The sequence below is a fragment of the Mucilaginibacter kameinonensis genome, from assembly GCF_003675385.1.
In the GTDB taxonomy this organism is placed as follows: Bacteria; Bacteroidota; Bacteroidia; order Sphingobacteriales; family Sphingobacteriaceae; genus Mucilaginibacter; species Mucilaginibacter kameinonensis.
Map to the genome: position 1 here is coordinate 769,634 of NZ_RCWZ01000002.1, position 17,370 is coordinate 787,003.

General features: G+C 43.0%; 16 protein-coding genes. 1 reads left to right on the top strand and 15 read right to left on the bottom strand.

Going from position 1 to position 17,370, the window contains the following annotated elements; translation table 11 throughout:
* The first annotated feature begins 44 nt into the window (after positions 1-44).
* Positions 45-674, top strand: a complete 630-nt coding sequence (locus tag EAH55_RS10165) for a response regulator (RefSeq protein WP_112573969.1) — start codon at positions 45-47, stop codon at positions 672-674.
* A gap of 394 nt (positions 675-1,068) precedes the next feature.
* On the opposite strand, the gene xrtY is transcribed toward EAH55_RS10165, so the two are convergent.
* The 15 genes from xrtY to EAH55_RS10240 are packed head-to-tail and all read right to left on the bottom strand — an operon-like array spanning position 1,069 to position 17,357.
* Positions 1,069-2,484 (bottom strand): exosortase Y, encoded by a 1,416-nt coding sequence (xrtY, locus tag EAH55_RS10170; protein WP_121809524.1) that lies wholly within the window; start codon positions 2,482-2,484, stop codon positions 1,069-1,071.
* Positions 2,485-2,529: 45 nt separating this feature from the next.
* A complete protein-coding gene (locus tag EAH55_RS10175; RefSeq protein ID WP_112573967.1) occupies positions 2,530-3,942 on the bottom strand; it encodes an exosortase Y-associated Wzy-like protein in 1,413 nt (470 codons plus the stop codon).
* A complete protein-coding gene (locus EAH55_RS10180) occupies positions 3,932-5,086 on the bottom strand; it encodes a glycosyltransferase family 4 protein (protein ID WP_121809525.1) in 1,155 nt (384 codons plus the stop codon). The genes EAH55_RS10175 and EAH55_RS10180 overlap by 11 nt, the downstream gene beginning before the upstream one ends.
* A 1-nt stretch (position 5,087) precedes the next feature.
* Entirely contained in the window at positions 5,088-5,975 is an 888-nt protein-coding gene (locus EAH55_RS10185; RefSeq protein WP_121809526.1) for an FkbM family methyltransferase, read from the bottom strand.
* Complete coding sequence (locus EAH55_RS10190) at positions 5,962-7,242, bottom strand: glycosyltransferase (protein ID WP_244228149.1); 1,281 nt, start codon at positions 7,240-7,242, stop codon at positions 5,962-5,964. Before EAH55_RS10190 ends, EAH55_RS10185 begins: the two co-directional genes overlap by 14 nt.
* 3 nt (positions 7,243-7,245) lie before the next feature.
* Positions 7,246-8,205 (bottom strand): hypothetical protein, encoded by a 960-nt coding sequence (locus tag EAH55_RS10195; RefSeq protein ID WP_121809527.1) that lies wholly within the window; start codon positions 8,203-8,205, stop codon positions 7,246-7,248.
* Entirely contained in the window at positions 8,195-9,403 is a 1,209-nt protein-coding gene (locus EAH55_RS10200) for a glycosyltransferase family 4 protein (protein ID WP_162996813.1), read from the bottom strand. Before EAH55_RS10200 ends, EAH55_RS10195 begins: the two co-directional genes overlap by 11 nt.
* 4 nt (positions 9,404-9,407) lie before the next feature.
* Complete coding sequence (locus tag EAH55_RS10205; RefSeq protein ID WP_121809529.1) at positions 9,408-10,565, bottom strand: glycosyltransferase family protein; 1,158 nt, start codon at positions 10,563-10,565, stop codon at positions 9,408-9,410.
* Positions 10,562-11,332, bottom strand: a complete 771-nt coding sequence (locus EAH55_RS10210) for an FkbM family methyltransferase (RefSeq protein ID WP_121809530.1) — start codon at positions 11,330-11,332, stop codon at positions 10,562-10,564. Before EAH55_RS10210 ends, EAH55_RS10205 begins: the two co-directional genes overlap by 4 nt.
* 33 nt (positions 11,333-11,365) lie before the next feature.
* Entirely contained in the window at positions 11,366-12,346 is a 981-nt protein-coding gene (locus EAH55_RS10215; protein ID WP_121809531.1) for a glycosyltransferase, read from the bottom strand.
* Positions 12,343-13,365, bottom strand: coding sequence for a glycosyltransferase family 2 protein (locus tag EAH55_RS10220; protein ID WP_121809532.1), 1,023 nt, complete (start codon positions 13,363-13,365; stop codon positions 12,343-12,345). The genes EAH55_RS10215 and EAH55_RS10220 overlap by 4 nt, the downstream gene beginning before the upstream one ends.
* The gene (locus EAH55_RS10225; protein ID WP_162996814.1) at positions 13,347-14,267 is read right to left on the bottom strand and encodes a glycosyl transferase; all 921 of its coding nucleotides are present in this window, start codon (positions 14,265-14,267) and stop codon (positions 13,347-13,349) included. Before EAH55_RS10225 ends, EAH55_RS10220 begins: the two co-directional genes overlap by 19 nt.
* Before the next feature lie 26 nt (positions 14,268-14,293).
* Positions 14,294-15,202, bottom strand: a complete 909-nt coding sequence (locus EAH55_RS10230; protein ID WP_121809534.1) for a glycosyltransferase — start codon at positions 15,200-15,202, stop codon at positions 14,294-14,296.
* A 24-nt stretch (positions 15,203-15,226) separates the two neighbouring features.
* Positions 15,227-16,423 carry a glycosyltransferase family 4 protein gene (locus EAH55_RS10235; RefSeq protein WP_121809535.1) on the bottom strand — a complete coding sequence of 399 codons (1,197 nt, stop codon included), beginning with the start codon at positions 16,421-16,423 and terminating at the stop codon, positions 15,227-15,229.
* A gap of 10 nt (positions 16,424-16,433) precedes the next feature.
* Positions 16,434-17,357 carry a glycosyltransferase family 2 protein gene (locus EAH55_RS10240; protein ID WP_121809536.1) on the bottom strand — a complete coding sequence of 308 codons (924 nt, stop codon included), beginning with the start codon at positions 17,355-17,357 and terminating at the stop codon, positions 16,434-16,436.
* Positions 17,358-17,370: the final 13 nt, after the last annotated feature.

The window sequence follows — 17,370 nt, forward strand, 5'->3', positions numbered from 1 at the left end:
GCCGGGACAAATTAAGATATTAGCGTTTTATATTTACCGAAGGCATGCTCCAGATCATTTTAATAGAGGATAATTTACATTACCGGCGCGGACTGGAACAGATTATTCATGACATGAGCGGAGTAAGCTTGATGGGATCATATACCAATGCCGAATCCGTATTAAAAAAGATAGATCAGCTTAAACCGGATATTTTCATAGTTGACATCAATCTTGAGGGTATGTCTGGAATTGAATTTATACGACGGGCTAAACCTTTTCTGCCAAATACCGAATTTTTAGTGTGTACTATAAACGACGATAATACCAATATTTTTGAATCGTTAAAAAGCGGCGCGACCGGTTATATGCTCAAGGAATCATCGGCAGATGAGATCAGGAGCGCGATCAACGAGATAGCGGCGGGCGGTTCGCCCATGAGCGCCTATATCTCGCGCAGGGTGATAGCATCATTTAATACAGCATCGGCAAAGCCGGCTGTTGTTTCCTCCGAAAATCTTACAGAGCGTGAAGTTGAAGTCCTTAACCACCTGGCGCGTGGTCTGCAATACAAAGAAATTGCAGATCGCCTTGAAATTTCTACAGGTACGGTTAAAAAACATATCCGCAATACCTACGTTAAGCTGCAGGTACAAAACAAAGTGGAAGCCATTAATAAATTCAGGGCTATCTGATATACCACTTTTTCAGTATTGCGGAGACCGGACGTTAAAGCTAATTTAGCATCATAAAGAAACTGAGGGGTGGAGTTTAAATTTGCTGCCTGTTAGTGATTTAAAACCTAAACCTTATCATAAATCTAAATTCGTGACCGTAAGGTCGCGGGTTTCTTTGCTGAAGCAAAGCAAAGTAGCTAATTTCAGTTTGCATCATAATGCGATCTGAAATTTTTTTTATGAACTTTTTGCAGCCGGGAAGTTTACAGTTTAAGCCGCTTATAAAATCAAAAATTTTAATAGATAATTTTCAAAACCAGGGATTTTAACTTTTCGTTTTCGGGACGTTTACGTCGGTTGCGGATGGGAGCGGAGAAGCTGAAAGTAGGGTTATTTTGAGAAGTAGAAAGATTTAATCACCCTGACTTTTGACCTGGTCGTGTTTGGTAATCCAAAAATAGAGGCTGATCATGATGATAATGTATATGATGATATTGAAGATGGTGTGATGATCAACAATGCGGTTGGCCTTTTTGCTCCAGAATAAAGCCAAAAGTACAAAGCGCATGATATTTAAAGTCTGGATAACCAGGATCCCTGATACCAGGAAAATCATCTTCTGCTTTAGTTGTTTAGGGTAAGAAATCACAAAGGCAGCAAAAAAACTCATTAATCCTAATCCCAGGCAGGAGTAAACAACCTCAATAGAGCCTTTACCAGCCACTAATAGCTGAGTCCCGTTATGTATAGCCGTGAAGCCCAGCCAGTTTAAGATTTGCGTACTGCAGCTTAATAAAAACCAGCGTAAGCTCTGGATGTAATTGAGGTTATCGGCAAGGAAAGGATAATAATGGTTTCCCGGGCTGGTTGCACCATAAAACAGGATGTTGAAATAATAAAATATCACAAACAAAAACAGGAAACTAAACGCGAATTTGAAAGGGGAAACCATTGCGTATTTTTTATCTTCTTTCTTCTGCGGTCCTTTAATAAGCTCGTCAATTTTTACATCCACAATTAACCTGAACCAAAAGCCCTGTAAAAAATGGAATATTACACCGGTTCGCCCTTCTAAAATACCCAACTGAAAAATCATCCTATAGGTAAAATAAATCAGGGGTCTCACATAGCGAGGTAGTTGCCACCATAAATTTTTTAGCCAGGCGGTACGTTCATCGGGCGAGCCAAATAAAGTTGGATTGAGTGTTTGTGTCCTCAATTTTTTTATGCGTTCCACCTCTTCATTCGCCAGTAAATCGCTGTAGCGGTTGTGTTTGGCTATCCAAAAACTGATTTGATTTTCTTTTAGGTTTTCTTCCAAAATGTGCCCATCCTTCCAAACTTCGGTATTGCCCGGTACAATGAAGCGGTGGTCCATGTTTTCATTAAGGTCTGAATACCCTTTGCCGTAGCGGATCATTTTTAACAAGTAAAAAGGATAATAGCCTCCATGTTTTATCCATTGCCCCTTAAAGTAATTTTTACGGTTAAAGTAAATGCCATCAATATCCTGGTGGTCTTCATCTTTGAAATCACGAAGTTTTTGTTGAAGCTCGGGCGTTACTTCCTGGTCGGCATCCAGGCAAATGACCCATGGCGTTTTAATATCGAAATTTTTAAGCGCGAAATCCCATTGTTTAGGATGATTTTCGAATGGATGCTGTAAAATAACAGCCCCTGCGTTTTGCGCTATATTGATGGTATTATCTTCACTGCCGGAGTCTAAGATAAAAACAGGGGCGTTTAAATCCCTGATGGATGCCAGCAAACGGGGCAGATGCCGCTCCTCGTTATAGGTTAAAATGATAAATGAATATAACGGTGTCAATAATTACGCTATCTGTTATACAAACTTACGTTTTCTTTAACGGCTTTAAACCTCTTTTAAAATGTTGGCTGCAGTAAGGATCTTGTGGATGGCCAACATACTGATATAGCTCCAGAATATGTTGTTGATGATAAACTCGAAGCTAAGTCCGCGCCACATGATTTGGAATAATCCGCTAAAGATCAAGGCAGTGCCCAGGATATAGCCGCCGAAGAGTTTCTCTGCCTTTACCGAAATTATTTGCGCAATAGCCCCATAAACCAGCATAATGACAAATATGCCCGGAGCGCCGGCGGTGAGATAAGCATCGACAATAAAAGCCGGCTTAGCCGATACCGAAGAAGCCCTGTTAACTACACCAGCGTCAAAAACGCGCTCCATCACCAAGTCTTCCGTAATAGGTTTTGCAGGCCAGAAAATACGTGGTACAAGTGCTATTGCTGATTGCTCGAACAATTTCGTTCCGTAAAAATCAATGGTTTTTGGTGTCGATTGCGTGAACTTGATGAACATATCGACTTCGCTGAGCCTGAAGACCAGGAAGCCCCAGTTAGAGTCATCTTCCTCTCCTGTATTTGCGCTGTTTATGGCTGCGTCAAGAGCCAGTTGTGTAGCCTCATCGGCAGATGCATCCCCCGACCATGCGTTCTGCCGGAAAATACGGTTATAGGTGGGGAGGAACATGAATAAAAGTAACAATGCAGGAACGAAAACACCTATCACAATTTTTTTATAGTTGGGATATAAGAAAATGCCTAAAACCAATACACTGATAATGATCGGTTCTTTAAATCCCGACGTTAAGGCCTGGTAGAAGTTAAATATGTAGAAGATGAAACAAATTAATGTGTTACCGGGCTTTTTTAAGGGTATAGCGAAAGCGAGGGCCAGGGTGCCTGCGATAAAACTAAGTGAACTGAATTGATTGGCAAATTGGGACAGACCAGGAACCTTGGTGAAAAGTATAGACGCCGGAAAGCTGACGACAGCGAACATCATCAAAAGATTAGCCAGCTTTTCCTTCGAGATATAGTACTTTGACTTGGTTTCATAATTCATGAACATTAAAATACCCGAAGCAAAAGAAGCATGCGCAAGGCAATAATAACGCTGGCATTGAGCAGTATGCTCCAGCCGGTCTTTATCAATCAGGGTGGTAGCCACCTTTTCGAAATTCTCATAACCCAACACATCCATAAAATAAAAAATAGATGTACAAGCCATATAGCCCGCAAAAATGATTTGCACCATAAAAATAGGGCGCATGAGTTGTTCGGCTATGCCTCTGTCTGTTGGTAGGGGTTTTACCCATCCGGTCAGGGTAAGGAAAAATATGAGGAAAGAACCCAGCCAGGCCACGCAGTATGATAGCTTAGGATCGCCGCTAAACAACATGGCTAAAGCCCAGGGTATGAATAGTACAATAATACGCTCAAGGGGCGCCTGGTTATTTTGCATATGTATTCTTCAGCGTTTTCAGGATGGTTTCGGCCTGGATTTCAAAGCTCCAGGAGGCTACCTTAGTTTTGGCGTTGTTGCCTAAGGTGCTCAACCCTGTTTTGTTTTCAAGCAACAAAGATAACTTTTGGATTAAAGAAGACCGGCTTCCGGCTTCAAACATCTCCCCGTTGATACCCGAATCTACAAGATCAATTGCACAGCCACATTTATCAGATACAAGTACAGGGCGGCCTGCGGCCATTGCCTCGTTTACCGCAAGTCCCCATGTTTCGTTAGGCCCTTTTGAAGGGAGGCAAAATATATTGCATGCCTGATATATGGCTGGCATGGCCGATTGATTTTGGAATGGTAAGAAATGAACTTTTTCCGAATCAGCTGCACTTGCTTTAAGGGAATTTTCCAAAGGCCCATTTCCAACAAACAACAGATGAGCATTTGGTATGCCCATCGATAGGAAAGCATCAAGTAACATCTGCGGAGATTTTTTTTCCTCCAGTTTACCTGCGAATAAAATAACCCTATCATTTGGTTTAATGCCAAGGCCGGATCTGATCTCAATTGCTTCCTGTGACCGGTCTGCAGCGAACCTGCTGTTATCGATAGCGTGAGGTGCAAAAAAAAGCTGATCGTTTTTTAACCCATATTTCTGAAAATATGCCTTGTTGTTAGTACCAACGTAAAAAACATAGTCAACATGGCTGTACACCCAGCGCAGCGCAAGCGAGCGTAACAGGTTTTTGAAGCCTGTTTGCCCGTCAAGTAATGTTGAATCGCCCCGAAAATAAAGCGGTATTTTATTTTTGAAATGGCGTATAACTTTCAAATGACTATTGTAAGCCCATCCGTACACTAAAATAGCATCGGGTTGCCAATTTTTTACCTGATTGATCAGGTCGGGATTAACGATTCCTTTAAAATGATGGGAGCCTGGGTTTGGAGCCGTGTTTTTAACCCACTGGTAAGGGTAGCCATCAAGCAGCGGAATATCCCAGGCTATCGTTTTGCCGAAACCGGGATCAAACTTTTGTTGAGCTTCCTCACCCCAAGTATAAAATACCATCACCTCTATGCTTTGGCTTAGCAGCTTAAACACCGGCGCATAGTATTGAATAGGGTGGGTGGTAATAATGGCGAGGCGCATGTTAAATTTTTTCCCCCAATGCTGTAAACTTCGGGGTCGATTTTAATCGTAACAGGATAAAATCAATGTCACGGCAGTAAATGGTATTGTAATGCCCAAATGAGGGTATCAAATTTAATCCCCTCGTAAACGGATCATACCGGTATGGCGTAAAACCCGAAGATACCAGGGTTTGGTGAATATCTTCTTCGTTAAATCCGTAACGCGAGCCACTGCCGTTCAGCTCAATGATAATGGCTTTTAGCGTTGGTTGTTTTAAAGTTTCGTTCATTCCTTTAAGCACTTCCGTTTCAAAGCCTTCCACATCAATCTTAATGAGTGAGGGACAGTCGTCAGCAGTTAACGAATCTACAGTGATCACATCTATCATTTCCGCATCTGCTTTTTCAGTATCGAGCACCACGTGGTTGGTGGTATCTTCATTTTTTGAAAAGCTTAACTGTCCTGCCGTTGCACCTGCCGCCGCATGGATCAGCGTAACCTTGTTTTGAAGCCGGTTTAGCTCGATATTTTTAGCGGTTAATATCGCCGTGGCTGACGAAGCCTCAATAGCAATGGTTTTTGCATTACTAACGCCAGAGGCCAGTAAGGTGTACGAACCCGCGTTAGCGCCGATATCAAAGAATACATCCTGCGCGGTCAAAAAGTGAAGCAGGAATGCCATGTCCTCAAATTCGTGCAGCCCGGTATAAATGTTTCCTGTTATCCCGGTAAGGCCTTTACGGGCATAAAAATTTACGTTGCCTACAAAAGGTTTTATCAACAATTTTGAGGGTTGAATACTGCTTTGAAGCTGCCAGCCTACAAATCTCAAAAACGCTTTAAACGGATGCTTTTTACCTAAAGGGTGATTTAAAATAAAGCCGAAAGTTCTCTTAATTTTTTCCACTGATAACACGGTCAAAAAGTTTACATTGTTCTACAGTCATTTGCCTTGCGGAATATTTATCAGCGGCTTCCTCGTTATAATTAGGGAGCGGTTCATTACCCTGAACGATAGAAAGTAAAAAGGTATTGATCTTATCATCCGTAACCGTATCGTAATTATACACTTGTTTTACTCCATATTCCTTCATAATGCCAATTGCCGAACTTGAGGCGTTAAAGATAGCCAAGATCGGTTTTTGCGTAAGCAAATAGGGATAAATTTTCGAGGCGGTGTATTTGGGATCATCGGAGCCCGGTATGAACAGGGCATCGGCCTGCTTTAGTGTGAGCAATGTATGATAATAACTTATTCTGTCGGTAATTTCGGTTACGTAGCCGGTTACACCAAAATGATCAGCAACTGACAGGATGCTGGGCTTGCCTTCGCCGGCGGGAGCATAACTGGTGCCAATAAAGTAGAACCTTGCAAGCTCCAAAGCTTTGTTTCCCGCATCCAGTCCGGCTTTGAACGCCTTGAAAAGGGTACTTACTGCTTTTTGCATGTCTGCTCCACCACGCCCTACATATACTATATTGACGTGAGAGTCATCAAGCAGCTTGGGAAAATTGCTTTGATTTTTTTCGGCAATTTCCATATCGGGTTCAAAGGCCCCGAAAGTAATTGTAGCGGCCGGGATATGCTGAATACGAGGGTATCGGTTTTTAAGATCGGTAATGTAATGGTCAGATACGCTGATCAAACCGTCCGCGTTGTTCAGGGCAATGGGCTCCAGGTATTTGTTCAATCGGTATGAAAACCAGTATTTACGCGGTCGTTGGGCCTTTGGTTTATTCTGGTAATAATCCGAGTGCCAGGGGTCCTGCATGTCAATTACATAGGGAATGCCAAAGCGCTTTTTTAAATATGCCCCTAAAATACAAACGGGGAACTGCGTAGTCGAAAAATAGATCAGATCATATTGTTTCGACTTTAAAAGAGACCTGATTTTTTTCTTGTAAAACGGCAACGACCGCAAAGCAATACTGCCCAAGCCAAATTTTGAGGTGAGGTTTTTGGGGAGCGCTTTTATTTTATAGATCCTGATATCTTCCGGGATACTTTGTAAAAGCAATTGATCGGTAGGGAGATCTGAATATTGCTCATCCACAACAACTACTTCTGCTTCCCAGCCGTTTGCTACAAAATAAGGAATACTCATCCTTACGCGTTGCATATCGGCAGCATTTACAGGTGGAAAATAAGGGGATATGATCAGTAGTTTTTTCATGGATTATTTTATGATCCTTTTCCACCACCGGTTACCGCTGATCTTTTCACGAGCCGGCGACCAATCGCAAACCTCATCGATAATGTCATAGAAACCCTGTTGCTTTTCAGGCAGATCATTCTGCCCGATCTTTTCAATGAGTTGTGGTAGGTGCTGATAAAAAGCTTCGGTACGATAAGGGGGATGTAACGACCATAATCCCTTACCGCTGCCTAAAAAGTCGACCCGTTTTAAATGATGCTTTGTAAGATAGTCCGAAAATAGGTGCTCAGGAAGGTCGGCATTAGGGTTTCCTTCAATAATCGCTTTTATTTGTCCACGAAGCGGTGGCTGAGTTAATACCAATTTATCAGCATCAAATCGGCTTTTATCGATCATGAAAATCCTGGTACTCATGCCCTTTAGTGCCCATGTATAGGGGGCGACTTTTTGAATAACATTCTGACCAACCAGAATGTCGGCCGGGTGCGGTGGGCCGGGTAATGGTGAAGCGACAAAGCAATCTGGATCAGACTCGAAAAGTTTAACCGCTTCGCCAATCCATTGCTGACTTCCTCCGCCTAAAAACATGTCCGAATCCAGGTGTAAAACGAGATTGTTTTGGGCCGAGTACAACCCGAAAAAGTAGGCGTAAAACGGACCGCCCCTGAAATCTTTGTCGGGCATATTCTTTTTACCAAAGAATTTATCGGCTATCTTTTGTTTCGTCGCCGGGGTGTAATCAACGTAGTTTATACTTATTGCATAATTGCTTTTAATGTCTGTTTCCAGAAATTTGTCCAGCAAGGTTTTATTGGCCTCCCAGCCATCAGCGAAACGCCCCTTGCTTGGGCGAGTATCAACTGTTAAAACAATGTCGTCAACTTGTCCGGCCAATACCTCCAACTGATGTTTAAGCATGAAGCGTAGATGCGGGTAGTCGCCGGGCGCAAGGTTTATCTGTAAGCTTACTTTATTTTTCAAGGGCTGTGCCGACTAATGAAATCAGTTTTTTAGATTCGTTTTCCCAATTGTAAAATGTTCCGGCTTCAATTGCCCGGTTCCGTGCTAACTGCAATTCCTCCTGACTATTAAGCCATTTTTCGAGCGCTTCAATTTCTGCACCATCAGGCTGTTGGGATAATTTAAAGCCTGGTTTGAACAAATCATAACCCTCTTTTTGCCCTTCGGTTTCACTCGTGATAACGGGTAATCCGGATTGAATATATTGGAAAAATTTATTGGTGATGGTATAATTGCGGCTTGCCGGTGTATTCAGTTCCAAAGCCAGGCCAATATCAAATTCAGCTATTTTTGCAGCGAGCTGGTTTTCAGGTACAAGGTCGTGAAAAAACAGATGATGTTGACTGTGGAGCAATGCCATTAAACTTTGCCTGTAGGCCTCCGTTACGTTTCCCAACAAGTGCAATTCGACGGGTGTTTTTAGTAGATAAAGGACTTTTATAAACTGTTCCAGCCCACGTCCGGGGCCTATGGTTTGTGAAAACCAAAACAGTTTTAGTGGTTTGCTAAAGAGCTTTGTCTTTTGAAAGGAGATCTCCGGACTTGGAAAAACATTATAAATTACCTGTGGCTTTGGGGATGAATATTGTTGGGCCAATTTCTCGGCAAGTGTGTTTGATGTTGTTATACAAAAGGTTCCTTTTTTAAGTGCTTCTGATTCGGCATGGCGTAATAAACCAATCGGTCGCTCTGTGCGCGCCTCAGGAAGCAGGTCTTCAGAGTACCAGTCTTCCAGGTCAAATGCAACTTTAAAACCTGCCTTTAGCAGACGGCTACCGATGTGGGTGGGCAGTTCCTGATGGCAAATGTACAGATCGGCTTTTATTGCCCTGGCTGCATCATAATAGCGCAAGGCGCCATAACCAAGCGCGAGGCTATTTTCTATCTTAAACCTGCGAATCACCCAACGCCCTAATTTATTGAAAAACCTATCCGAAATTGATTTCGAGTTGGTTTTGGATAGATCAGATACCAATTGCAGACGAATATTTGGAAAGTTAGCGATGGCCGACAAATCCTGAGCATAAAGATCGGCCGAAACGCTGCCGGTTAAAATATGAATATCATAACCTGCAGCTGCCAGTGCTGTAGCCTCTTTCAAAACCCTGGGGTTCCGGCAAAGGTGCGATTGGGTAACAATGCAGATCGTTTCGTGCAAGTTGTTAATTAAATAACCTGGTTTTTATTTTTTGGAGGGACTCCGGGATTGAATGTGCTCCGAGCGCTTTCTGCTGGCTTTTGGCCCTCAATTCTTTTCGCCTACTTTCGGACCGGACTAATTCCCGGCTTTTCAACACCAATTCATCTGCATCAGCATATGTCTCAATGTCAGTGCCTAATTCGTATAAATGGGCGAGCCCTTCGGTATATTCTGTAAGGTAGCAGGCGCCCAACATAGAGGCTTCCAGGTCCCGGAGCCTGCTGTAAGTCAATATGTTTTTTCCAAAGCTGTGAAAGGTTGGTACCCGGTTTATACCCAGGGTGATCATACTTTCCCGGCTAAGCCGGAAGTATTCTTCAAAATCCGGCTTTTCAAACAAGTTTTCCGGCGGTACAACAACCGGTTCCTGTTTGTTAAACCGTTTAACATGATAGGCAGCAAAGGCTTTCAGTCCGGTTTGGCGTATCAGTTGCAGTTGATTACTGATTTTTGCAGATAGATTTGATGCTGGTAACACAGTCGCCGATTCGTTTTCATTGTGCCACCCCGTTCCGGTTATTTGTACCGGTAATCCTTTGTCGATCACATTTGCCAGGAGTTGCGCACGCAGGTAGTCTTTAGAACCAATAAAGGTAATGGCACCTGTTTCCCTAACAGGAAGCGTCCGATATTCTGGCGCCACCCACATAGGCATTGGGAGATGAATATGAGCTACCCCCGCTACCTGGTACATATTAAGGGCTTCAAATTCCGGTACCCACACCAGATCAAATATTTTAAATTCAGGGGGTAATTTGCTGAAGGACCTGATATTATCGCAGTAAAAATTAACACAAGGCACGCCCATCGCCCTTATTTGTTTAATGGCGTTAATGTCAATCTGCTTGGGATACAGGTAACAAAGAAAAATGTCAAAATGCTGCCGGTTGTTTTTTACGTAATTGACAGTTTGCGCCCAGGTCTCTTGTTTCCACAGTTCTAAGGCCGGGTCTTTCTCATAAGGGACCATCCCGGCGGCCCAATCCAATCCGGGGATCTCTATCCATTTCATACCAGCTTCGTTTATACCATTTTTGATATAGTAAGTCCAGAAACGATAGGCCGGGATTGCGTGCGGTGCTGCCCCACTATCCTGCATAAAAGAAAGTAAGATCCTCATGAAAGTCGTTTGAACAGCACGTCAATCTGGTTGAGCTCTGTGCCCAAAGGTGTGTTGTTGCCGAATGCAAAAAGTTGAAACCGGTATCCCGCCAGGTAATTGGCAATGTCAAGAAACTGTGCCTGGCCATAGTAGTATTCTTTAAAGGATACTTCGCAGATAATATACTTCGAGGAGTTTAGCCAATCTCCAAGTCCTTTAAGCACCTCTAATTCAAATCCCTGTACATCAAGTTTGATAATATCAGGTGGCGATAAAGATTTATTATCAATCAGGTCGGCAAGGCGTTTAACTTCTACTTGCTCCTCATTTGCCTTTTGAATATGAAAATGCTCAAACTCAAGCGGGGTAGCAGATAGTAAGCTTGATGAGTCAGAAAAACTGGATATGTTGATGGTGGCAGTTCCGTTTTCGTTCCCCGCGCAATACGCGTGCAGGTAAATATCATTCAACGCCCTGCAATTTTCATTGAATTGTGAAATATGAAAAGATAATGGCTCAAACGCGTGGACCGAAGCCTTTGGCAAAACAGATTTGGCAAGTAAGGTCCAGGTACCGATGTTGCTGCCCACATCATAAACAATGGGGTTTGCGCTCAATAAAGGGTCTTTACCGATTATTTCAAGTAGCTCAAGCGAATCGATATGCCCGAGTTTCAGCGCTTCCCCTGGTGTGTTTTTTAATTTTCTGATACGGCGTTTACGCGCTATTTCAAGCGCCAACCTTTCAATCAGTCTTTTTGGTTTATATAAGATGGAGAAATTCATGGACGGTATGGATAGGAGTGTTTTAGTTACCGGTTAATCGTAAACTTCCTGTATGATTTCCAGCATACGCCGGGCACTTTTCTCCAGGGTGATGTTTTTCAATATATAATCCCTTGGGGTAAATTGCTGTTGTGTAACCTTCTCCCAAAAAGCATCAAACCCGGTTTCAAACGCTGCATAGTTCTTGAATTTCATCCCGCAGGTATCATCAAAAAAAGGAACGGATGAAGCAGGTATATCCGGTGTGCCCCATTTATCTCTTTCAGGGTCAAGACAAAAATTTTGGTCCCAGGCGTAAACAGGTATATCCATAGATAAAGCTTCGCAACAGGCAAATCCCTGGCTTTCATGTTCACATAGGAACACCATCGACCGGCATAGTTTTAAAAGCTTGTGATAATCTGCTTCCTGGTAATGTCCGTAAATGATTTCCGTGAATGACAACCCAAGTTCTTTTAGTTTATTTTTGACAGGCTCAACCAATTCCGCTTCCATTTCCGCATGATTCCATCTAATTTTATTATATATCAGAACATCGTAAACCGGTTTTTTATCTTTTTCAGGAAGCCACTTTTGGGTTTCTATTCCTGCAGGCCAGAGTTCGCAGACTTCGGCCCCATAATAAGGAATGTAAATGTCATTAGCCCATTTGGAATGTTGCAGGTATTTAACTATTGAAAAATCCTGGCACATGGTGAGCCATTGTGTGGGATGAGATACCAATGCGATACCGGCTATAATAGGATTAGGTTTATTATAGCCTTCAAGTGCTTGTTTGCCAATCCCTAATACTACTACGGGTTCACCGGGGGCTATTTCTTTAAACGGCCGGTTTACCACATAGTTTACCCCAATTTCATCGAATCCGAGGCGTAGGTTAATAAAAACCTTCTCTATGCCGCTTATTTTCTTCGGCCGTAAAAGTTTTCGCGCAGCCGAGAAAATATATCTGTCGCCGGGAAAATAACGGTCTTTTTCCGGTGGTTTGCGAAAGTAAAGGTGAATGCGTTTCATGATAGCTTGCCTGAGTTGTTTGGCCTTTTACTCAATTGATGTTTGAAGAGCTGCAGCCGTTTAGTAAATTTCCATCCAAACACCATGGATAATAATTTGCCGCTTGTTGTACCAAACGGATACTCCGTGCGAATTTCCGCTTTTAATGTCTTAAGATCGTTTTTGATTTGCCGCTCAAGCTCAGAATAGGCTGGATATGCTTTGAAAAGCAAACCGTGTAACCATCGGGCGTGCATATTCTTCAATTCCGGCAATGTGTTTTTAGCTTTTAGCCATGAAATTTTAAGGCTTAGGGCATCGTACTGTGAGCGCAGATGTTTCTGTGTTGTTAAGCCCGACAGGTTTTTACTTCCCTGGTATTTCCTGTAATAATTGTAACCGGCTGATTTTAAAACACCCTTGGATGCCAGTACTACCCTGCAAAAAAACTCACCGTCGTCATCTAATGTTAGGTCTTCATTCCATTTGCCGGCTTTTTCTACAATGTTTTTTGGGCATAGCCAGGCATTCGGCTGCACCATAGAGCCGTTGCCTTCATTATTTCCCCCGTAAAGATTAAAGAGAAAATTGAATGGGGGCAGGTCTAACAAAAATGCTTCTTCATATGCTGATGGCGCAAATTCGGTAGGCTGACGGCCATCTGTAAAATGGATGGTGCTGCAAACTGCAACCATGTCGGGATTCGCGGCTAACAGGGTTACCTGTTTTTCTATTTTATCAGCACTTAGTATGTCATCAGCGTCGAGGAACTGAATATAATCTCCTTTTACTTTCATTAATCCGCTGTTCCTGGCAGCAGCAGCGTTTTTATTTTCCTGGTGATAAACCCTGATTCGCTCGTTTTGAAAGGTTTTCGCGATAGAAAGAGATTGATCCGTCGATCCGTCGTCGATAATAATTACCTCGATATTTTGCCAGGTCTGGTTAATACAGGAATTGATAGCTTCGGCGAGATATAGCGCCGAATTATAAACCGGTATGATAATGGAAACCAGGGGACTCAAATCAGTTTCTTCCACGCGGTTGTAAAATAATCATCTTTAGACAGGTCTACATAATGGTGTAGCACACCTGCCGCATTATTAACCATTGAGCTATCGGGGTTAACGATGTAGGTATTAGATGGCAGTATTTCTGTTTTAACACCTGTCAGTAGCATAGCGGTCAAGGCTTGTTCCAGGTAGTAAGACGCTCCCTCTTTTTCTTCCAGGACACCTATCCACCGGTCTATTTTATCCCAGTTGACATCGGCACTGTTCATGCCGATAACGCCTACGTTTAATAATTCAGGTATTTTACTGCCGCAAAGTTCTTCCATCAGGTGCCTTGAGTACCCGTACGATTCCTGGCAGTCCAGCATATAAATAGGGGATGTCGGGTTTTGTAGCCAATTCAACAATTCCGTTGGTTCATTCCAAAATAACATGTCAGAATCTAAAACTACTTTCCAGCCTGAAGGCACGATTGTATGTATATCCGTTAATTTTTTGATGTGCGGATAAACCTTCCTTTTATGGTTTAAATGCGGGTATCGCTGTTCCGGTAATATACTGTTGAGATTTTTCTCTATCATCTGCCGGGTTACAATACCTGCACCCGGAAGCTGTTTACGGATTTGAGCCAGCAGGTCTTCATCAAAACTGCCATCATCAACCAATATAAATCTGAGCGGCGCATTGGCCACCCGGTTGAGCGATTGGATGCAAAACAATGTTTGATAAAGATATTTTTTGCCTGTCAGGAAATAGACTGGCAAGCCATCTTCAAAAGATTTCACCGGGGGGAGTTCCGCTGATTTTGATGCCATCAAATGGCTCAGGCGGATCATCTTCTTGTAACTCCTGTATCCCCCGAACCTTTTAAAGGTCTTCAGCCTGGCTTTGGGGTAACGGTACAGGATATTTATAATTTTTTGGAGCAACTTGATAGTTTTTTGCTGTTAGATGCTTAGCCTGCCAAACCTTCAAAGGTTCCACAAGCCCCTTTCCATTTGAGGTAATTATAGCTGTTTTTCCAGGCTTTATAAACAACAAAACTTTTCAGTTTCCTTAAAGGCACTGTCCATCCCGGTATTTTTTTCCAGGGGCTGATGCCATGACTTTCCAGTACATAGATCCATGATTTACTCAGATCTTTGCAAAGCCGGCCAAGGTAGTTTATTTCCAGCCTCTCTGCCGGGATGATATGGCGCAGGGACAGCTGTGGAAAATACCCGCTGTCCCATCCCGACTTTACAATTTCAAGCAATATATCGTTATCTCCGCCAGAACTTAAGGAGTTTCCTTTCCGATCGGTAATGATCGATTTTCCTGATGTGATCTTAGCGCGGTAAGATTGTAATGCAGCCTTACGCACTGCCATACCGGCACCTATGGGGCCATATTCGGGGAATTTGTTTTCCCATTGCTGAATGATTACCTCGTCGCCGAAATCGCGCAGCGCTAAACTGAAATAGAAAGTGGGTAGCCATTCCGGCTCTTCATATGGCAATTCAGGAAGCGATTTTCCACCTATTGCGCCCATGTTTGGGTGATCAGTAAAAATAGTACTCGCATTTTGAACATAGTTTTCGTCCAAAATATTATCATCATCTACAAAAATTACAATATCGCCCTTAGCTTCGTCTACACCTCTTAACCGGGCGTAGGTCAGTCCTTGATTTTTTTCGATAACCACCCGGGCTGCCGCTTTCCACTGTAATGAAATCTCATCAATAACTTTATTGTTAGAGTTATTATCTACTAAAATGAGTTCCCAGGCTTCGGGCGCTGCGCTTTGCTTTTTGAGCCCTTCAATTGTGGCAAGAAGCCGTTCGCTGTTCGGGTTATAAGTTGGTATAACGACGGAGAGGTACATGACCGGTAAAATTGTGGATTTGTTTTAAATAAGTTTACTGTAATTTTCTTCCAAAAGTGCTCCGATTTTTTCGTTACTATACGCCGCAACTACTTTTTTCCTTGCATTTTCTCCCAATTGTATTCGCAGGTCTGGATTATCAATAAGACGGATAAGTGCCCTCGCTATTTCCATGTGGTTGGAGGGATCAATAAGCAGGCCTCCATCGCAATCTTCAAGCATATCTTTCATGCCGCCCTCCCGGCTGGCTACAATGCCACGCGCGGCGCTCATAGCCTCAAGGCAACTGTAGGGGAAATTTTCCCAGATACTCGGGAAAACGCAGATATCCGTACCGGCGTAAATTTCTGAAATAAGGTGAGCCGGTACCAGGGTAAATTCCAGGTTATCGCGGTAATCTTTCAGTACCTCAAGCAGATACTCTTTCATATCAAGGCCTTTAACTGGCGATTTTTGTATCCCGCCTACGAATTTAACCTTGATAAATGGTTTTGCTTTTAAAACGATTGACAGGGCAGCTGCCAGCTTTACAAGCCCTTTTCTAACTTCCAGGCGGCCTATATAGGTTATCGTGTTTGTGTTGGTGCTTGATGGAATACTAAGAAGTTCTTTTCCGGGAGCAAACAGATTGGGAATGTTCAATATCCGGTTCCTGTCTATACGCCACTTGCGGGCAACAATATCGCCCAGGCTGATGGAAGGCGTATGTATTTGCTCTGCCAGCACCGTGGTTAGATAATCAGGATCTGTTTTAGTATTGCGCGGTTTCCAGAAACGTCTGTATAGTTTTCCGCGAATAATACCGCTGAGTATGAACCTGCATTTTTGTAAATAGGTTAAATAATGATTATTAATTATATCAACCAGGAACCAGGGTATATGCAGCCTCACCACGAGCGGGATATGCATGAAATTCCGTTTAATAGACAGGCCATCTCCGGAGAATTCCGGCGACTCAATCAGGTCGAATTTTCCGGCTTCGTTAGCCGCTTCAAAAAAAGGCAGAATTACAGTATGGAAAATTTCCCTGTCTGTACATAATACGCGATTTACTTTGATCCCATCCACTACCTCTGTAACCGTACGGTGCGTTGAAGCGCAAAAGACCTCAACAATATGTCCTCGTTCAAGCATCATCCGCGAAACCTGTTGAACGTAGGTGGCTATACCGCCAACGGCAGTGTCAGGAGGATATTCATAAGATATATACGCGATTTTCATCTGCTGCCTTTTATATCAGACCTAATGATCTGTAAATTTTAGTTCTTATACGATTAATGAAGTTAACTTTCCCCCAATGAGGAACAGCGCCATGTCCCTCGTCTGACCACATCAGTTTTTCATCCTCATCCCACTTCATTTTCATCTTTGCATCTGATGTTTTAGCGGTATCATGAATATTAGCTACCGATAGCGGCTTTTTGATTAGTTTCCTTTTCTGACCTTTAACCAGGCGAAGCCAGAGTTCAAAGTCAAGCGCGCAATGCAGTCTTTCCCAGATAGGTTGATGTATTGTCGCGCTCCAAAACGACGACGGCTGTACAAGATTGGGTATTTTCAAAAAGAAGTCCAGTGATGGCAGTACCTTGCTTACATCGAACTGTTGTGTGGTTTCGCGATAATTCAAACCATAACCATAAACGAATTTAGCTTTCGACCGTGTAAATAGTTGGATAACTTCCTGAAAAACATCTTTCAGATAATAATCGTCGCTATTGATCCATGCATAAAAATCGCCTGATGCCAGGCTAAACCCCAGGTTAATAGCTTGGCCCTGCCCGTTATCCCTGGCACTGCGGTAGTAGCTGATCCATGGTGCGTATTTTTCAAGAATAGAGACGGTCTCATCGTTACTTCCGCCATCTATTACGATATATTCCAGGTTAGGATAGTTTTGCAGCAGGATGGAGCGAATGGTTTGTTCAATGAACCTGCCTTGATTATAGGATGGTGTAACTATCGTCAGCTTAGGCCAGTTATTGTTGGTGCGGTAAACCTCCGGATCTGTTTCCTCGGTCCAGGGCCAGCCGGTTTGCTGATTATCGGGAGCGGGCAAAACTTTAAGCAGACCACCCGACGGTATTACCTGTAAAGGTACGTTAACGCCTGCTGCTATAAAATCTTCCCGGTATTTTTTCAGATCAGGTAAATTCATCCTGCTTGCTTAA

What these genes read in the sequence shown, in the direction of transcription:
- EAH55_RS10165 (WP_112573969.1), top strand. Translation starts at nt 45, where the DNA reads ATGCTCCAGATCATTTTAATAGAGGATAATTTACATTACCGGCGCGGA.
- EAH55_RS10175 (WP_112573967.1), bottom strand. Translation starts at nt 3,942, where the DNA reads ATGCAAAATAACCAGGCGCCCCTTGAGCGTATTATTGTACTATTCATA.
- EAH55_RS10180 (WP_121809525.1), bottom strand. Translation starts at nt 5,086, where the DNA reads ATGCGCCTCGCCATTATTACCACCCACCCTATTCAATACTATGCGCCG.
- EAH55_RS10190 (WP_244228149.1), bottom strand. Translation starts at nt 7,242, where the DNA reads ATGAAAAAACTACTGATCATATCCCCTTATTTTCCACCTGTAAATGCT.
- EAH55_RS10205 (WP_121809529.1), bottom strand. Translation starts at nt 10,565, where the DNA reads ATGAGGATCTTACTTTCTTTTATGCAGGATAGTGGGGCAGCACCGCAC.
- EAH55_RS10210 (WP_121809530.1), bottom strand. Translation starts at nt 11,332, where the DNA reads ATGAATTTCTCCATCTTATATAAACCAAAAAGACTGATTGAAAGGTTG.
- EAH55_RS10215 (WP_121809531.1), bottom strand. Translation starts at nt 12,346, where the DNA reads ATGAAACGCATTCACCTTTACTTTCGCAAACCACCGGAAAAAGACCGT.
- EAH55_RS10230 (WP_121809534.1), bottom strand. Translation starts at nt 15,202, where the DNA reads ATGTACCTCTCCGTCGTTATACCAACTTATAACCCGAACAGCGAACGG.
- EAH55_RS10235 (WP_121809535.1), bottom strand. Translation starts at nt 16,423, where the DNA reads ATGAAAATCGCGTATATATCTTATGAATATCCTCCTGACACTGCCGTT.
- EAH55_RS10240 (WP_121809536.1), bottom strand. Translation starts at nt 17,357, where the DNA reads ATGAATTTACCTGATCTGAAAAAATACCGGGAAGATTTTATAGCAGCA.